We start from the raw sequence: 15,018 nt of genomic DNA, 5'->3' as shown, positions 1-15,018 counted from the left end.
ATGGTAACGAGTGACTTTCGCTAACTCTAATCAGATAGACGCAGACTCGGTTTATTCAGGAACTAGCGTTAATTTGAGTAACGATCCCCTTTCGAATAGTCCACCTGATAGCCCAAGTCATCTAATAGACCTAATGTCACTGGTCCAATCAAAGTACCATTTGCCATCAACTCTTGACTCATGTCTGGTACTGGAACGCCGTTTTTATCGTAGCGCTTTTTGTCTTCACTCCACTTTGAGTCATATAAATGACCACCATCGTCACTTATTGGCAGTTCGCGATAGTTTACCTGATATTGTCGATTAAACCGTTTTACCGCTTGGCTATCATTGACTAAAAATACTTTACCCAGTTGTCCGTCATGACGCGTATAGTCGGTAGAATACGCCCCCACCCCGAACACATGACCCATTTCGTGCAGAATATTGGCGTTGAATTCAACTTGATCAAATCCAGGCTCATAGGTATGGCTGCCGATAAAGACCGACCCTTTTGTAGGAATCAGACGCCAACTGATATCAATTTCATCTTCAGGCCCCGCCATGCCATTGGCATCTTCGAGCGGTACCACATAGAAGTTAATGTCTAGTGTATGTTTGTCAGCGCCATCGACGGCGGTAAGCACTTCAAGCCATCGCTTAGCCGCGCGCTCATAAGGAGCTATGTAAGATTTGCTCCATGGTGCTTTTTTACCATCATCAAGAACTAGTTGATTGCAAAAATGTAGATTGAGATCGAGGCGACCGTTAGAGACTTGCCGACTCGTGCTGGTTTCACAGGTGGGATTATCAATATCAAAACCAGCGGCGGAGGTTAGAAAAGAGGTGCTTGATAGGAGCAGCACTACTCCCCATTTATTTATCGTAGCTGTTATCACTTGCCGTTTCCTTACAGACTAGGTTTACAGCTACAAGTTTAGTCGTTGACGATAAATTGATCGGTAAGAGCCTGTCGAGGCTTTGTGAAGTTAGCCCTTATTCAGGTAATGATATTTCACTTAATGTCATTACCCGAATAACTATAACTCACACCATTTACTCTAGATATCGGCTTGCTCAGAAGCAACAATGTTTTTTAGGCTATGCGGATGAAGTTTGACGCAGATGTTATCGTGCTTAAATGCCACCGTCGGGTTAGCTAAGCGCTCTCCTTCGCCTTTCGGACTGGATAGCTTCATTTTAATGTTAAGAGCATCCAACTGCTCCAAACGATGAGCCAACGCTGGAAAAATGATACATAAATCAGCTAAATATTCGTCCGCTGTTGTTGCCTTTGAAGGCACAACGAACTCAACGTGCTCCCAGTGTTCAATAGGGTGTGTCTTCCCTATTGCTGGATAAGGCAATTCCAGACATTCAATCGACCAACCACGACTTGTTATTGCTTGGTCAAATTGCAAAACGATAATTGGACGACCGTTTATGTGCGCCTCAGAAATGACCTTGCCATATTCTAGCCACGCGGTATGAGCCGCTTTCGCCACGTCCGAATCATTGATTCGCAAAGCAATATGATCGGCTTGGTAATCTGCTAAATCTATAGATAACTTGCTGCATAATGCCTGAACTTTATCGAGAAAGGCATCAGTTTCACTCAACATTTGAGAAGGTACTAGACCTTTTTGTAGCAGGGTTTGTTCCATTTTTTAGCGCTCATTTTGTACTTCAAACGCCAGATAGTAGCAGGATTCGGCCAGAATCAGAAAAAATACAAACTTCCCCTCTAGGTCACTGGCGTTAAAGTTGCTATTATGTGCGCCAAATTGCCACAGTTTCATGAACAACATGAAATCCAATTCCAAGAATTGAAGGAAACGCGTGTGAATATCCAAGCACTGATCAACGACAAAGTATCTCAGGCTCTAGAAGCCGCTGGCGCACCTGCAGGCAGTCCTGCTGCTGTTCGCCAATCTGCGAAACCACAGTTTGGTGACTACCAAGCAAATGGCGTAATGGGCGTTGCTAAGAAATTGGGTACAAATCCACGAGAATTCGCACAGAAAGTTCTGGACGTTTTGGACCTAGATGGAATTGCAAGCAAAACTGAAATTGCTGGTCCTGGCTTTATTAACATCTTCCTAAGCGAAGAATTTCTTGCAAAGCAAGCTGACGAAGCACTGACGGATGCACGCCTAGGTGTGGCTTCTCAAGAGCAACAAACCATCGTTGCTGACTACTCTGCACCAAACGTAGCAAAAGAAATGCACGTTGGTCACCTTCGTTCAACCATCATCGGTGATGCGGTTGTTCGTACTCTAGAGTTTTTGGGTCATAACGTTATCCGTGCTAACCACATCGGTGACTGGGGTACTCAGTTCGGTATGCTTATCGCTAACCTAGAGCGTGTTCAACAAGAGTCTGGTGAAGTTTCAATGGAACTCTCTGACCTTGAAGCTTTCTACCGCGAATCTAAAAAGCTGTATGACGAAGATGCTGAATTTGCAGAGCGCGCACGTGGCTACGTAGTGAAACTGCAAGGTGGTGATGAGTTCTGCGCTGAAATGTGGAAGAAGCTTGTTGACGTTACTATGATCCAGAACCAACGCAACTACGATCGCCTAAATGTATCGTTAACGCGTGACGATGTGATGGGTGAGAGTAAGTATAACGACATGCTACCTGGCATTGTGCAAGACCTGAAAGAAAAAGGTCTAGCAGTTGAAGATGACGGCGCACAAGTGGTATTCCTTGACGAATATAAGAATAAAGATGGCGAGCCAATGGGTGTTATCATCCAAAAACGAGATGGCGGCTTCCTATACACCACGACTGACATCGCTTGTGCGAAATATCGCTACGAGAAACTTGGTGCAGACCGCGTTCTTTACTTCATCGATTCACGTCAGCACCAACACCTACAGCAAGCTTGGACTATCGTTCGCAAGGCAGGTTATGTACCAGAATCAACCAGCCTTGAGCACCATGCATTTGGTATGATGCTAGGTAAAGATGGTCGTCCGTTCAAGACTCGCGCAGGCGGTACGGTTCGCCTTGCTGATCTTCTAGACGAAGCAGTAGAGCGCGCTACAGCGTTAATCGAGTCGAAAAACCCAGAGCTAGATGCTGAAGAGAAAGCAAATATCGCTAACACGGTAGCAATGGCAGCGGTTAAGTATGCTGACCTTTCTAAGCACCGTACTACAGACTACGTGTTTGATTGGGACAACATGCTAGCGTTTGAAGGTAACACTGCTCCTTACATGCAGTACGCTTACACTCGTGTAGCATCTATCTTTGCAAAAGCTGGCGTATCAATGGACGAGCTTTCTGGTGACATTAAGATCACTGATGAGAAAGAGAAAGCGTTAGTTGCTAAACTACTGCAATTCGAGGAAGCCGTACAATCTGTTGCTCGTGAAGGTCAGCCTCACATTATGTGTAGCTACTTATTTGAGCTTGCTGGTCAATTCTCTAGCTTCTACGAAGCATGTCCAATTCTTATTGCTGAAGATGAAAGCGTTAAGCAAAGCCGCCTAAAACTCGCGGCATTAACAGCGAAGACTATCCAGCAAGGTCTAGAACTGCTTGGTATCGAAACGCTAGAACGCATGTAATTACCACTCCGTAAATGGTAATGAATACACAAAGGTTGACGTGAAAGCGTCAACCTTTTGTTTTATCTGACGTATACTAAGTCCCTCATTATGACAACGGAATTAACACCATGAGCTTTGAACTGCACCCTCAACTCGCCAAAGACACTACTGTCATCGGTCACTTTCCACTTTGCGTTGCCCTCCTGAGCAAGGACAGTGCAGTTCCTTGGGTAATCTTGGTTCCGAAGCGTGAAAACTTAAAAGAACTTCATCACTTACCAATGAAGGAACAGCAGCAATTTTTGCTAGAGTCTCAAGCCGTCGCTCAAGCACTCGAAGCGACTTTTCGACCTGACAAGCTCAACCTTGGCGCATTAGGAAATATGGTGCCGCAACTGCATATCCATCATATTGCTCGATTCAAAGACGACATCGCGTGGCCAGGTCCTGTATGGGGCAATACCAAAGGCGAGCAACGCAGCGATGAAGAACAAGCGGACATCATGACACGCATCGGTAATGTCCTTTCCTTAAGCAGCTTGTTTACACGCGGTTAATGTCGCCCTTTTAACAGCGAGTGACCATTGGCCTACCTACCCAAGATCTCCGCTCGAATAAAGATCTTGGGTACTATTACGTATTCGTAATAATCTTTAAAAAAATCCTATTATTATCACGAATCCAATTTCTCTATAAACTTGCCCCATTGAAATATAGGAGCAAGTCATGACCAAAAGATTATTAGTTCAATTCCGTTATGTCAGCTGGATTGCCATCATTGGCTCTATGGCTGGCTCTGTCTTATTGTTCCTAATTGGTGCCACAAAGACTTACAATGCGTTTGGTGTGTTCTTGTCGAACGCCGAGCCACCTTCCGAGTTACTGCACCTAGACCGCGCAGATATAGCCATCAGCTACCTTATTAAATCTTTGGATACCTTCTTAGTCGCTTTAGTGCTGTTTATTTTTTCACATGGGGTGTACACCTTATTTATCAAGAATAAAACCTCCGAAGAGACAGATTCAACTCTGAGCTGGATTAAAACACCAAACATCGGTCACTTAAAAAACAAACTGGCCGAGGTCATTATCATCATCCTCTTCGTCAAATTTCTTGAACTGGTGTTGATCAACTTTAACCAACTTCAGTGGGAAATGCTGGTCTTGCCAAGTGCAATTGTTTTGCTAAGTGGTGGCCTCAAGTTATTAGGTCTCAATCAACATAAATAAAAAAAGCCGCCCTAATTGGGCGGCTATTTATATAATGACTCAATCACGTTTTACATAGTAACGGTAATCGATAAACCATCGTTACGATTCATGGCATAACGCACACGCGTCACTTGATCGGATTTATTGGTATCAAGCATGCGTGATACTGTGCCCTTACGAATCCATACGGACAACATCGCATCAACACCATCTTCACTGAGCGAGAACTTCTTAGCAATCTCCTGACGACTCGCGCCAGGATGCATTTCAATGAATGATTTTAACTCTGTAAGAATCATGCAGTTTGCGCCTCTAGTGCACTCTGTTTTCGGCCTTCGCTTTGCAGTAGCTTGAACACCAGTACACACACTAACAGAATGGCAGCGATCCAAGCAGCACTGGTCATAGGATGAGCCGTGAAATGAGTAACCTGGTAGTACAGCGTTGCACTTCCGTAGGCTAGACCCATTGTCCACACCGCAATAAAGCGTGCGTATTTTTGACCGAACTCTTTAACGTAAGCACCCATTGCTGCAACACATGGTGTGTAAAGCAAGATAAAGATCAAGTAAGCAAACGCTGCATTGCCAGTGACAAAGTAGCCTTTTAGGTTACCAAAAATTGATGTATCTACGGCCTGCTCTTCAGCTACGGCAGAGGAATCAGTAAGGTCACCAACATCGACACCTAGAGGATCTGAGTAGCTAAGACCAGCTAGATTCGCCGGAATAGATTCAACCGCTTCTTGTAGGCTGCCCATCAAATCATATTCACTTTCTTCACCTTCACTCGAAGTGTAAAGGCTATTGAGTGTACCAACGACCGCTTCCTTCGCAAAAATACCAGTGATAATACCCACCGTTGCTGGCCAGTTATCTTGCTGTACACCCATAGGTGCAAAGACTGGAGTAACCACTTGAGCTGCTTTCGACAGTACTGAGTTTTCGCTATCTTCATTACCGAATGAGCCGTCTGTACCAACAGAATTTAGGAAGCTCAAGATAGTCACAACTACTACGATAGTTTTACCTGCACCCAATACAAAGCGCTTCAGTTTCTGCCATGTTTTGATCATGACGTTTTGGAAGGTTGGCAGCTCATAGTCTGGCATTTCCATAACTAAGCTATCACTCGAGCCTGGGTAGATGGTGTGCTTAAGTACTAAACCTGTAAACACTGCCGCGACAATACCAAGGATGTACAAAGCGAATACCACATTTTGACCGCTTTCCGGGAAGAAAGCCGCTGCAAACAAGGCATACACAGGAAGGCGGGCACCACACGACATAAATGGAGCCATGGATGCGGCGAGTTTGCGCTCACGCTCTTGATCTAGGGTACGTGTTGCCATAATGGAAGGCACGTTACAGCCAAAACCTAAAACCAGTGGGACGAATGCTTTGCCCGGTAGACCGATTTTTTGCATGACTTTATCTAGCACGAACGCGGCACGAGACATGTAACCAGAGCTCTCAAGAACGGCCAAGAAAAGGTACAGAGCTGCAATCACTGGGATAAAGGTAGCTACCGTTTGAATACCACCACCGACACCGTCAGCAATAAGCGTTACAAGCCAAACAGGTAAGTGTCCATCCAGTAGATAGTGTCCACCATCAACCAGCAACGCACCGACACCAATGTCAAAGAAGTCGATAAATGCGCTACCAATGTTAATGGAGAACATAAACATTAGGTACATCACCACAAAGAAGAATGGCACACCCACCCATTTGTTCAGAATAAGTGCGTCTACTTTTTCAGTGAAGCTGCGGCTTAGCTTACCTTCACTACGGCGAAGTTTCTTACATTGTTCATGCAGGAATGTGTATTTGGTATCAGCAACCTGTAGATCGATATCAAGTTGAGTTTGCTTGCCAGCCAGTTCAATGTCGTCACGCTGCTCTGATGTCAATGAGTTCAACACCATCACATCTTTTTCTAATGCACGAATCGCTAGTGCTCGCGAATTAACCGTTTCTCCAGCAAAAACAGGTTCCACTTTCGCAATAGCCTGCTCCATCTCTGCACCATAATTAATGGCAAGCGCGTCAAGAGTAAGACCTTGAACAACGGTTTTGTGTAGACGTTCTTTTAGGTTTCTAACTTGGTCTTTATCCGTCGCAGATAGTGTCATCACCGGACAGCCAAGCGCTTTCTCAAGCCCAGCAATATCCAATTTTACTCGTTCACGCTTTAACGCATCCATCTTGTTAAGTACAACTACCATAGGGCGACCCAGCTCACGTAGCTGGAGCGTCATATACAAGCTGCGCTCTAAACTGGTAGCATCAACAACGTTAATGATAAGGTCAGCAGGATGAGTCAGAACAGCGCGAGAAGCTATCGATTCATCAATACTGTTACCGTCATTGCCACTATCTAACGCGTAGATCCCCGGTAAATCTGTTAGTTGAAAGTCATCACCCGCATGATGATATTGACCAGTTTTCTTTTCTACCGTGACACCAGCCCAGTTACCAACTTGTTGCTTAGCACCTGTAAGTCCATTGAATAAGGTCGTTTTACCGCTGTTTGGGTTACCGACTGTCAGAATGGTGTAGTTCATTACACTGACTCCACTTCTATCGCTTGCGCTATGTTATTGCGAACAGCCAAAGAGACGCCACGAACCTCAATTTGCAGAGGGTCACCCATTGGAGCTCGACGAATAACTTTAACTTCGGTATTAGGTAATAATCCCATTACCATCAGTTTTTTACGGACATCATTCGATAGTCCTGTCAGTGCAGTGATTTTTCCACTGCTTCCGATATTCAAATCAGCAAGTTTCATTAAATCCACCCAAACTATGATTGGTAATGAGAAATATTAACATTAACAATAATTTTATATTTAAAAACTAAGGTTTCGCATTGCGCTAAATCAATTTTAGCGCCAACGCAACTGCAATATTTGTCAAAATGTTTCCGTCAATTACGTCAATTTCTGAAAATAAACCCAACTTTCATGACGAGAAGATGACTAGCAAAAAAGATAAATAAAAATAAAATCATTAAATATCAACACTTTACACTAAATACAAAACAATGGCGTAATACTCATAATAAGTTGCCGTTTTTTTTATAAGGAAAATAAGTGGAACTGCTTATAGTAAATCCCAACAGAGCAAACCTGCTCCTGTTAATCGAAATTCCAGAGGTGATGTGGGTAACCGCATCACTCCGGCAGCAAGCGAAGGTGTCATTGGCACCCGCGGTATGGTCCCCCGGCTATGCCGCGAATTTTTTTTCTTACTCGTCTCTCAAACTTCCTTCTCACGTCTACTTTTCTGATTTGTAAACAATTAACCTATTCCCCATACTCAGTAATAGATGGTCAAATGGAATTGGACACTATGTTTAAACTTAACGGAGATGTTGGTGAAAGTTTCGGCCCTTGGCAAATGGGACAAGATGCCTCCTTAATCCCACTGCTAGATATGGCTAACATTGCCTGTGGCTTTCATGCCTCTGATCCTGACAACATGATTGAGACTATCGAACTCTGTGTCACACATCAGGTTACAATTGGTGCCCATCCTGGGTATGCCGATAAAGAGGGATTTGGGCGGCGCTCGATACCAATGACACGAAATGCCCTCATTCACTCCGTGATTTATCAGATTGGCGCTCTTAAAGCACTGACAGAATATCAAGGCAGTCATGTAAGTTATTTTAAGCCACACGGCGCGTTATATAACGATATGATGCAGTCCGATGATATTTTGAAGTGTATGTTGACGGTGTCAGCCTCTTTGAATTTACCTCTTATGCTATTGGCAACAAATCGTGCCATGACCCACTCCGAAATGGCGAGTCAATGTGGAGCATCATTAATATTCGAAGCGTTTGTTGATAGACGCTACCAAACCTCAGGCTTACTGGCACCGCGAAATCTAGAAGGAGCAGTGCTTCACTCTGAAACCGATATTCTTGGGCAAGCCTCATCCCTAATCTCACAACATTCTGTACAAACCATTGACAATAAGACGTTGAAGTTAGATGCCGAGACACTCTGTGTGCATGGAGATAATGAGGCGTCAATTCGAGTCGCCAAAGCAATCCGCTCACTTATTGACGCTCAGGTCTTATCATGAATACCAACTTACGCATCATTGCGGTATCTGAGTCAGCACTTATGGTGTACTTTGGCGATGAAATTGAACTCTCTTTACCAAATGCTATTGGTCAGTTCTGTGACCGGATAGAGCAACAGTTTGGGGAAGGTATACTCAACCTCACCCCTTCCTACACCAGCTTATTGGTGGAATATCATCCTTTGAGAGTGGATGAGCAGCAGCTTCGACAGTTCATCACAGACATTAAGGTAATCGAAACCAGTCTGTCCACAACGTCATCAATTACGGTTTTACCCGCCTACTACGCCCCAGAGGTAGGCCCAGAATTAGACAGCATGTCTCGTGACTTATCTCTTGCAATTGAGCGTATTATTGAAATACACAGCCAGACACTTTATACCGTTTGCGCTATCGGCTTCGCTCCAGGGTTTGCTTTTCTAGCTCAGGTGTCAGAAGCCATCCAAGTTCCCAGACTGGTCACACCGCGACACTTTGTTCCAAAAGGAAGTATCGGTATCGCTAATAATCAAACGGCGGTTTATCCTCAAGATACGCCTGGCGGATGGCAAATCATCGGTAATTGTCCTATTGAACTTTATAACCCTCAGCAGCCACAAGACAGCAAGTTGAAGGTGGGAAATAACGTTCGATTCGAAGCAATAGACAAGCAAGAGTTCATAAGTCTTGGAGGCAAGATATGCCCAAATTGGTAGTGCTCAATCAAGGACATCATGCAACTATTCAAGATCTTGGACGCCACCATTGCGCGCAATTTGGGTTAAGTCCGGGTGGAGTCAGTGATCTACACGCCCATTGCTGGGGCCAAAAACTGTTAGGTAACCCGTCTACCAACGCCAGCATCGAAATACTGCTTGGGCGGATAAAGCTGCGTGCAGTCGGCGATATCGACGCTGTTCTTACCGGAGCTGATTGTCGCGCAATTAACGCTACTCGCGGTATTGCCTTGCCTCAGTGGCAAGCCTTTCGCTTGCATGATGGCGAAGAACTACACCTATCCACGCCCAGAAAAGGACTAAGAACGTATTTCTCGGTCAAAGGAAATTTCCAAATTCCTTCTTTTCTGCATAGCGTCGCAACGGTTGAAAGAAACCAAATAGGAGGACTAGGAGAAGGAAAACCACTCGCTATGGGAGATATATTGACCACTACGGATAAAGCTCATACCAACCCCATCAAGATGCCAAATTCGGCAATTCCACGTTATGCATCCAGTTATCGACTCAGGCTCATCCCCACTTTTCAATACCATCAATTATCATCGCAGGTGACCAATGAAATACTGACATCGCAATATCGAATTTCAGCCAATAGCAATCGCATGGGTATCAGACTCGAAAACGAAAACGGATCAACCAGTACGGCTTTACCTGCTGTTGGTTCGATGATCTCAGAAGGTATTGTTTGCGGAGCTGTTCAACTCCCGCCAGACGGGATGCCAATTATACTACTGCAAGATAGACAAACGTTAGGTGGCTACAAAAATCTTGGCACCGTCGCTTTCAGAGACTTGGCGAGGCTTGCACAGTTAAGACCTGGCGACCACATTGAGTTCCACCTGACTAACCTTGAAGTCGAACGTCATAAGCAACGAGCCTTTTATCAGTACTTTGAACTCTAATCGCTCGTTTCTTCTATATCCATGGCAGCAAACTTCGAGGGCGGCAAACCGAAATAGAGTTTGAAGCGTTGCGAGAAATATGACGGATCGTTGAAACCACAAGCAAACGCCACGTCAGCCACTTTTTCTCCTTGTAACAACATCTCACACGCTTTTTCCATTCTCACATCCGTTAGATAGTCGGTAAATGTCGCACCAAAAAGTGATTTAAAACGACGCTGAAAACTGCGCTCGGAGATAAACAAAGATTTAGACGCCGTAGCGGTACTAAAATCAGGGTCATTGAAGTGTACTGACACCAACTGAGTCACTTGGCGTTTCCAACTTTCATACTTGTCGGTTTTTACTTCAACCGATGAGGTTTCCGTCTCTGGATTCAGTAAAGAGCGAGCCTTCTCCTCTGCCGGTCCCGTAGTTGACTGCTCACCTGACAGAGTCCAGCGCATGGTAATTCGATTTCGACCGTTTCGCTCTACAGGTTTCAACTCGCCACCAGAGTGATGTATATGGAAAGGAAGACTACTTGGACTGAAATCCAACTGATTAACGGCCATCGTATCCAATTGAGTTGCATTACTTTCGCTAAAGTTAGGGAGTGGTAAACCACTATCTTCAAAGCAAACGCTCAGCTTCGCTTGGTCATCATCCAGAGTAATACGTATGACTTGCCCACGAACCAAACGTCTCATTGCGTTAGCAAGTATCGAATTAAATATGATGTCTAAGTCACAACTATCTACTAACACAATATCGCGACTGGCGTGATTAACCAGCTCAACATTGATGCCATAGCTGTCTAACTCTTTCTGCCACGCCGCCAGCGTGAACTTTAGGATCCGCGTCACCGAGCATAACATTGGCTTTTGATTGCTATCCTCAAACACAGCACGCACACTTTTTAGACTTTCACTCGCTTCACTGCTTTTGTGAGAGAAACTGGAATTTTCTAGCTTAAACTGTTTAGAGTGACTGATCGCCTGCTCAGTGAGTTCTCGAAGCACTTGGTGACGTATATTAAATGCCTTTCTAAGTTGTTGATTATTCCCCACCAGAACTCGACTTTGATGTTGCAATTGTTCCGTCTTCAACGCGACTTGTGTTTTTAGCACGGTATTCATTGCTTGTATTCGACGTGAACGCCAGTAGATAAACATCGCCGTTGCACAAACAAAACTTATACCAAGAAGGGTATAAAACCACCCGGTCATATACCAAGGTGTGAGTACATAGAACTCGAACACTTTGGTCCTCGGACTATCTTGCTCGCCTGATATTGCAATTTCGATATGCTGCTTGCCCGGCTTTGGCTTATCAATATTTAACTGCTGTCCTTGCAATTGCTGCCAATTAGAATCACCGATTCGATAGACCAAGTTATTCCCTTGCGCAAAAGGCCATAAACCTAACTGCAAAGCAATTGAATCACCAAACTCCACTTTAGGTGTTAATCCTGCTACACCACCAAGGTGAATGGGTTGGTTATTGATCGATACCTTCGACACTAGTACTTCCGGCAAAGGCAGCTGTGCATCAAGTAGTGCATTCGAACTGAACTCGACAATGCCGTAGCGTGAACCTACTATCACTTCATCACTTTTTTGACTGTAACTACAACTGCCATTGATAAACTCATTATTGATTAGCCCATAAGGCGCACTAAAATGTTTCGTGATATCTCCTGAGGTCGAATAGGCAGAAATCCCCGCTGATGTTACGAGCCAAACACGCTCATCCGCTTGCGTAATACATACTGGACGAATGTTGTCGTGAAATAGAGGAAGGGTCCTAAAGGCTCGACTAGGTAGTGATAACGAAAAGGCTCCATAGCCACTCGCCACCCAAATCTGCTCATCAGAGGAGGATATTTCGATAACGCTGCCAAAGGGTTCACTCTGCTTAATAAAGTGACTTTTGCCATTTTCAATCAGATACAGTCCGTGGTCCGTCCCAACAACGGTGAGTTCTGGATTAACAACTTCGATTTCAGTGATCTTTGCAGGTAAGTGCTTGCTCACCACCCAATCATCACCAAAGTCTGTGACTTTTTTAGTCACTGTGTTTACGCTCATCAACCTTAGTCCATCACTCAGCCACAGGCTGTTGCCCGACCCTATCGCCAAGTGATCAACGTGTGTTGGTATGCTATCAATCTCTTGTCGAATAGCCGTGACACGATATTTGGCGAGATCGAGTTGCAACAGTCCTCTATCAGTCGCTAACCATAATTGTTTGTCTTGTTGGGTCAGTGATGAAACACGCCCCCAAAATACCAGTGTTGAGATTCCCTTGCGATCTATTGAGTAGAGTGCAGATGGCGTAATAACCCAGTAGCCTACCAATGGGTTTGCTACGACTTCCAATTTCGCCTCTACGCGCTGTAGTTCATCTTCTAACGACACCGTAAAACGACGAAATAGATCACCATATTCTGAGAAATAGCGCATGCCATTATCGGTGGCGATCCACATCCCATCCATTTTGTCTGATACTAGCGAATATATCTTTTCACCAGATAAGCTGAACTTGTCATTAATGTTGTGTTCTACACGTTCGGCGCGATAGGTTGCTTTATCAATTAGGAACAAACCATGCTCCGTTCCAACCCAGAAGTATTGAGTAGATTCTTGGAGTGTCAGTACATGGGCGCGATTCAGTAAATAGTAGTGTGACTCTTGGTTTACCAAGGAAAACTGCTCCACGCCTGTACTATACCCTATCAAAAGCTGGCGTGTTGAGGACGAATAGAATAATTCGGTAACCATGCCTCTATGGCTAGTCTTGAGTTGACTCAAGGCTTGATCTTGCCACTTAAACACACCTACATTTGTCCCTAAAAACCAAGTCCCATCAACTTTCAAAACGGCACGTATATCAATATTTGAACCGCTGTAGAACCGTTCAAAGATAGCTAGGTCGATTTGAGAAAAGTTCTGTGAATTTATATCCTGAACGTAAAGGTGTTTTTGATCGGCAAACCAAACTCGCGGTCCACTATGACCAATACGTTTTATGCTACCAGTGATTTCTACTTGATATGCAACTTGCTCTTTACCCAGCGGGTAACGAGTCAATAGCTGATTACCTCTGGCATACCAAAACCGGCCATCTGCAAATGTAACGGTACGACTATTGAAGGACGCACCATTGAGCTCAACAAAACGAGAACCATCGAAAAATCGAACTTTATCATGCACATCAATAGACCATAACCCGCCCTCTTCTCCAGGGAAAAGCTGTTTCGCAGCAAGAAACTTTCCTTCGGTTTGCAGAGTGAGTGGGTAGAATATTGGCGGTAATTCGACGGCAAATGTAGTGATGGAATAAATCGCCAGCGCAGCTAAGCTCAATAGTTTTGCTATAAAGCAAAACAAGTAAGATGAAAAACCCCTGCTTCCACCGCTTTTATAAGGTAGCGGTAAGACATTCGTAGACGAGTAATGAAAGCAATGGGTCAAAATAAACCTAGTTAATTTGCGTCGATAATTATCGATAATTTAATAGATTTACTTAGTCAGGGAAAGTAATTGTGTGACTTCACTCATATAAATGATTGTTGGATCACGCTAAAGGTGATGGTCGTCATCAGCAAAATTCAGAAAACGACCAACACCTCAAGTATCAAGTAGGATTAATCTGGCACAGATCAATTATTGCGTCATGCAATCAACGATATTGGTCGAGATTGACTCAAGAAAAGTAAAATAGCTCCCATCTGCCACTTCAATATCGGTCCCCAGTGGGTCTAGAGTTCCAATGGAAGTATTGGTGCCCCTAGTAACTGATTGAATCACGGCAGGTGTATATTGCGGTTCAGCAAAAACGCACTTCACATTTTGCTCGCGAAGCGTGGTTTTAATCGAGATCAGTGTTTTTGCTCCAGGCTTGCGTTCTGGGCTCACCGTAAAGTGACCTAGATTGTTCAAGTCGAAGTAACTTTCGAAATAGCCATAAGCATCGTGGAAAACATAATACCCTTCCGACTGAATCGGTTTGAGCTGCTGCTGAATCTTCTGTTCCGTTGCATCTAAGTTAGCCTCAAATGCTTTGAGCTTTGCCAAATAACCCGCTTCGTTTTTAGGATCGAGCTCTATCAATTTCGCAGTAATAGCTTTTGCGACCTGTCGCGACTGTGCAGGTCCTAACCATACGTGAGGGTCGTAGCTACCGTGGTTGTGTCCTTCATGACCGTGATCATGACCATCTTCATCGCCATATTCTCTCAACGCTAAGCCAGGAACAGTTTGAATTTCCAGCACGTTATTTTTCCCCTCAAGAGACTTCTCAAGAAAACTCTCTAGGTCGCTACCAAACCAAATGACCAGTTCACTACTTTGTAGTTTTTTCACATCAGAGGGCTTTAGGGCATAATCATGAGGTGAGGCGCTTGCGCTTAACAACGAAGAAGCCGTTTGGTCATCCAGAATCAGTTCATGGGAAATCATCTCGAACGGTTTTATACTATTAAGTACTTCAAATGCTTGCGATTTAAATGGAAGCAGTGTAGTAAGTGCCAAGATCGGAATGTAACGGTACATGTGCCCTCTAATTGTCTA

General features: G+C 44.3%; 14 protein-coding genes. 6 read left to right on the top strand and 8 right to left on the bottom strand.

Annotated features, from left to right (window positions below; all coding sequences use genetic code 11):
* Positions 1 to 68: 68 nt before the first annotated feature.
* From HOP38_RS03365 to HOP38_RS26135, 3 genes are all read right to left on the bottom strand, one after another.
* Positions 69 to 878: a hypothetical protein gene (locus tag HOP38_RS03365; RefSeq protein WP_051647398.1), complete on the bottom strand. Its 810-nt coding sequence runs from the start codon at positions 876 to 878 to the stop codon at positions 69 to 71.
* Between the two features lie 162 nt (positions 879 to 1,040).
* Entirely contained in the window at positions 1,041 to 1,643 is a 603-nt protein-coding gene (locus tag HOP38_RS03360) for a VOC family protein (RefSeq protein ID WP_038225376.1), read from the bottom strand.
* A gap of 3 nt (positions 1,644 to 1,646) precedes the next feature.
* Positions 1,647 to 1,778 (bottom strand): hypothetical protein, encoded by a 132-nt coding sequence (locus HOP38_RS26135; RefSeq protein ID WP_256200724.1) that lies wholly within the window; start codon positions 1,776 to 1,778, stop codon positions 1,647 to 1,649.
* A gap of 42 nt (positions 1,779 to 1,820) precedes the next feature.
* On the opposite strand from HOP38_RS26135, the gene argS reads away from it, so the two are divergent.
* The 3 genes from argS (at position 1,821) to HOP38_RS03345 (ending at position 4,766) form a co-directional block, all read left to right on the top strand.
* Entirely contained in the window at positions 1,821 to 3,554 is a 1,734-nt protein-coding gene (argS, locus tag HOP38_RS03355) for an arginine--tRNA ligase (RefSeq protein ID WP_198557424.1), read from the top strand.
* A gap of 110 nt (positions 3,555 to 3,664) precedes the next feature.
* Positions 3,665 to 4,093: an HIT family protein gene (locus tag HOP38_RS03350; protein ID WP_038225377.1), complete on the top strand. Its 429-nt coding sequence runs from the start codon at positions 3,665 to 3,667 to the stop codon at positions 4,091 to 4,093.
* A gap of 169 nt (positions 4,094 to 4,262) precedes the next feature.
* A complete protein-coding gene (locus tag HOP38_RS03345) occupies positions 4,263 to 4,766 on the top strand; it encodes a YqhA family protein (RefSeq protein WP_198557423.1) in 504 nt (167 codons plus the stop codon).
* A 50-nt stretch (positions 4,767 to 4,816) separates the two neighbouring features.
* Here HOP38_RS03345 and HOP38_RS03340 read toward each other — a convergent pair whose 3' ends face one another.
* Genes HOP38_RS03340 through HOP38_RS03330 form a run of 3 tightly spaced genes read right to left on the bottom strand, consistent with a single transcriptional unit; the run spans position 4,817 to position 7,541 of the window.
* Positions 4,817 to 5,047, bottom strand: coding sequence for a FeoC-like transcriptional regulator (locus tag HOP38_RS03340; protein WP_006074279.1), 231 nt, complete (start codon positions 5,045 to 5,047; stop codon positions 4,817 to 4,819).
* Complete coding sequence (feoB, locus tag HOP38_RS03335; protein WP_006074278.1) at positions 5,044 to 7,314, bottom strand: Fe(2+) transporter permease subunit FeoB; 2,271 nt, start codon at positions 7,312 to 7,314, stop codon at positions 5,044 to 5,046. Before feoB ends, HOP38_RS03340 begins: the two co-directional genes overlap by 4 nt.
* Positions 7,314 to 7,541, bottom strand: a complete 228-nt coding sequence (locus HOP38_RS03330; RefSeq protein ID WP_006074277.1) for a FeoA family protein — start codon at positions 7,539 to 7,541, stop codon at positions 7,314 to 7,316. The genes feoB and HOP38_RS03330 overlap by 1 nt, the downstream gene beginning before the upstream one ends.
* 562 nt (positions 7,542 to 8,103) lie before the next feature.
* On the opposite strand from HOP38_RS03330, the gene HOP38_RS03325 reads away from it, so the two are divergent.
* The 3 genes from HOP38_RS03325 to HOP38_RS03315 are packed head-to-tail and all read left to right on the top strand — an operon-like array spanning position 8,104 to position 10,465.
* Positions 8,104 to 8,844, top strand: coding sequence for a 5-oxoprolinase subunit PxpA (locus HOP38_RS03325; protein ID WP_198557422.1), 741 nt, complete (start codon positions 8,104 to 8,106; stop codon positions 8,842 to 8,844).
* Positions 8,841 to 9,539, top strand: a complete 699-nt coding sequence (gene pxpB / locus HOP38_RS03320; protein ID WP_198557421.1) for a 5-oxoprolinase subunit PxpB — start codon at positions 8,841 to 8,843, stop codon at positions 9,537 to 9,539. Before HOP38_RS03325 ends, pxpB begins: the two co-directional genes overlap by 4 nt.
* Complete coding sequence (locus HOP38_RS03315; protein WP_198557420.1) at positions 9,524 to 10,465, top strand: 5-oxoprolinase subunit C family protein; 942 nt, start codon at positions 9,524 to 9,526, stop codon at positions 10,463 to 10,465. The genes pxpB and HOP38_RS03315 overlap by 16 nt, the downstream gene beginning before the upstream one ends.
* On the opposite strand, the gene HOP38_RS03310 is transcribed toward HOP38_RS03315, so the two are convergent.
* Both HOP38_RS03310 and znuA read right to left on the bottom strand, forming a co-directional pair.
* Complete coding sequence (locus tag HOP38_RS03310) at positions 10,462 to 13,812, bottom strand: AraC family transcriptional regulator (RefSeq protein WP_198557419.1); 3,351 nt, start codon at positions 13,810 to 13,812, stop codon at positions 10,462 to 10,464. The two genes, HOP38_RS03315 and HOP38_RS03310, sit on opposite strands and share 4 nt — an antisense overlap.
* A 300-nt stretch (positions 13,813 to 14,112) precedes the next feature.
* Positions 14,113 to 15,000: a zinc ABC transporter substrate-binding protein ZnuA gene (znuA, locus tag HOP38_RS03305; RefSeq protein WP_198557418.1), complete on the bottom strand. Its 888-nt coding sequence runs from the start codon at positions 14,998 to 15,000 to the stop codon at positions 14,113 to 14,115.
* Between the last annotated feature and the right edge of the window lie 18 nt (positions 15,001 to 15,018).

Source organism: Vibrio mediterranei, assembly GCF_013364395.1.
GTDB classification, from domain to species: Bacteria; Pseudomonadota; Gammaproteobacteria; order Enterobacterales; family Vibrionaceae; genus Vibrio; species Vibrio mediterranei.
This window is presented reverse-complemented; position numbering and strand designations above follow the sequence as displayed.

What these genes read in the sequence shown, in the direction of transcription:
- pxpB (WP_198557421.1), top strand. Translation starts at nt 8,841, where the DNA reads ATGAATACCAACTTACGCATCATTGCGGTATCTGAGTCAGCACTTATG.
- HOP38_RS03345 (WP_198557423.1), top strand. Translation starts at nt 4,263, where the DNA reads ATGACCAAAAGATTATTAGTTCAATTCCGTTATGTCAGCTGGATTGCC.
- znuA (WP_198557418.1), bottom strand. Translation starts at nt 15,000, where the DNA reads ATGTACCGTTACATTCCGATCTTGGCACTTACTACACTGCTTCCATTT.
- HOP38_RS03360 (WP_038225376.1), bottom strand. Translation starts at nt 1,643, where the DNA reads ATGGAACAAACCCTGCTACAAAAAGGTCTAGTACCTTCTCAAATGTTG.
- HOP38_RS03330 (WP_006074277.1), bottom strand. Translation starts at nt 7,541, where the DNA reads ATGAAACTTGCTGATTTGAATATCGGAAGCAGTGGAAAAATCACTGCA.
- feoB (WP_006074278.1), bottom strand. Translation starts at nt 7,314, where the DNA reads ATGAACTACACCATTCTGACAGTCGGTAACCCAAACAGCGGTAAAACG.
- HOP38_RS26135 (WP_256200724.1), bottom strand. Translation starts at nt 1,778, where the DNA reads ATGAAACTGTGGCAATTTGGCGCACATAATAGCAACTTTAACGCCAGT.
- HOP38_RS03315 (WP_198557420.1), top strand. Translation starts at nt 9,524, where the DNA reads ATGCCCAAATTGGTAGTGCTCAATCAAGGACATCATGCAACTATTCAA.
- HOP38_RS03350 (WP_038225377.1), top strand. Translation starts at nt 3,665, where the DNA reads ATGAGCTTTGAACTGCACCCTCAACTCGCCAAAGACACTACTGTCATC.
- HOP38_RS03340 (WP_006074279.1), bottom strand. Translation starts at nt 5,047, where the DNA reads ATGATTCTTACAGAGTTAAAATCATTCATTGAAATGCATCCTGGCGCG.
- HOP38_RS03325 (WP_198557422.1), top strand. Translation starts at nt 8,104, where the DNA reads ATGTTTAAACTTAACGGAGATGTTGGTGAAAGTTTCGGCCCTTGGCAA.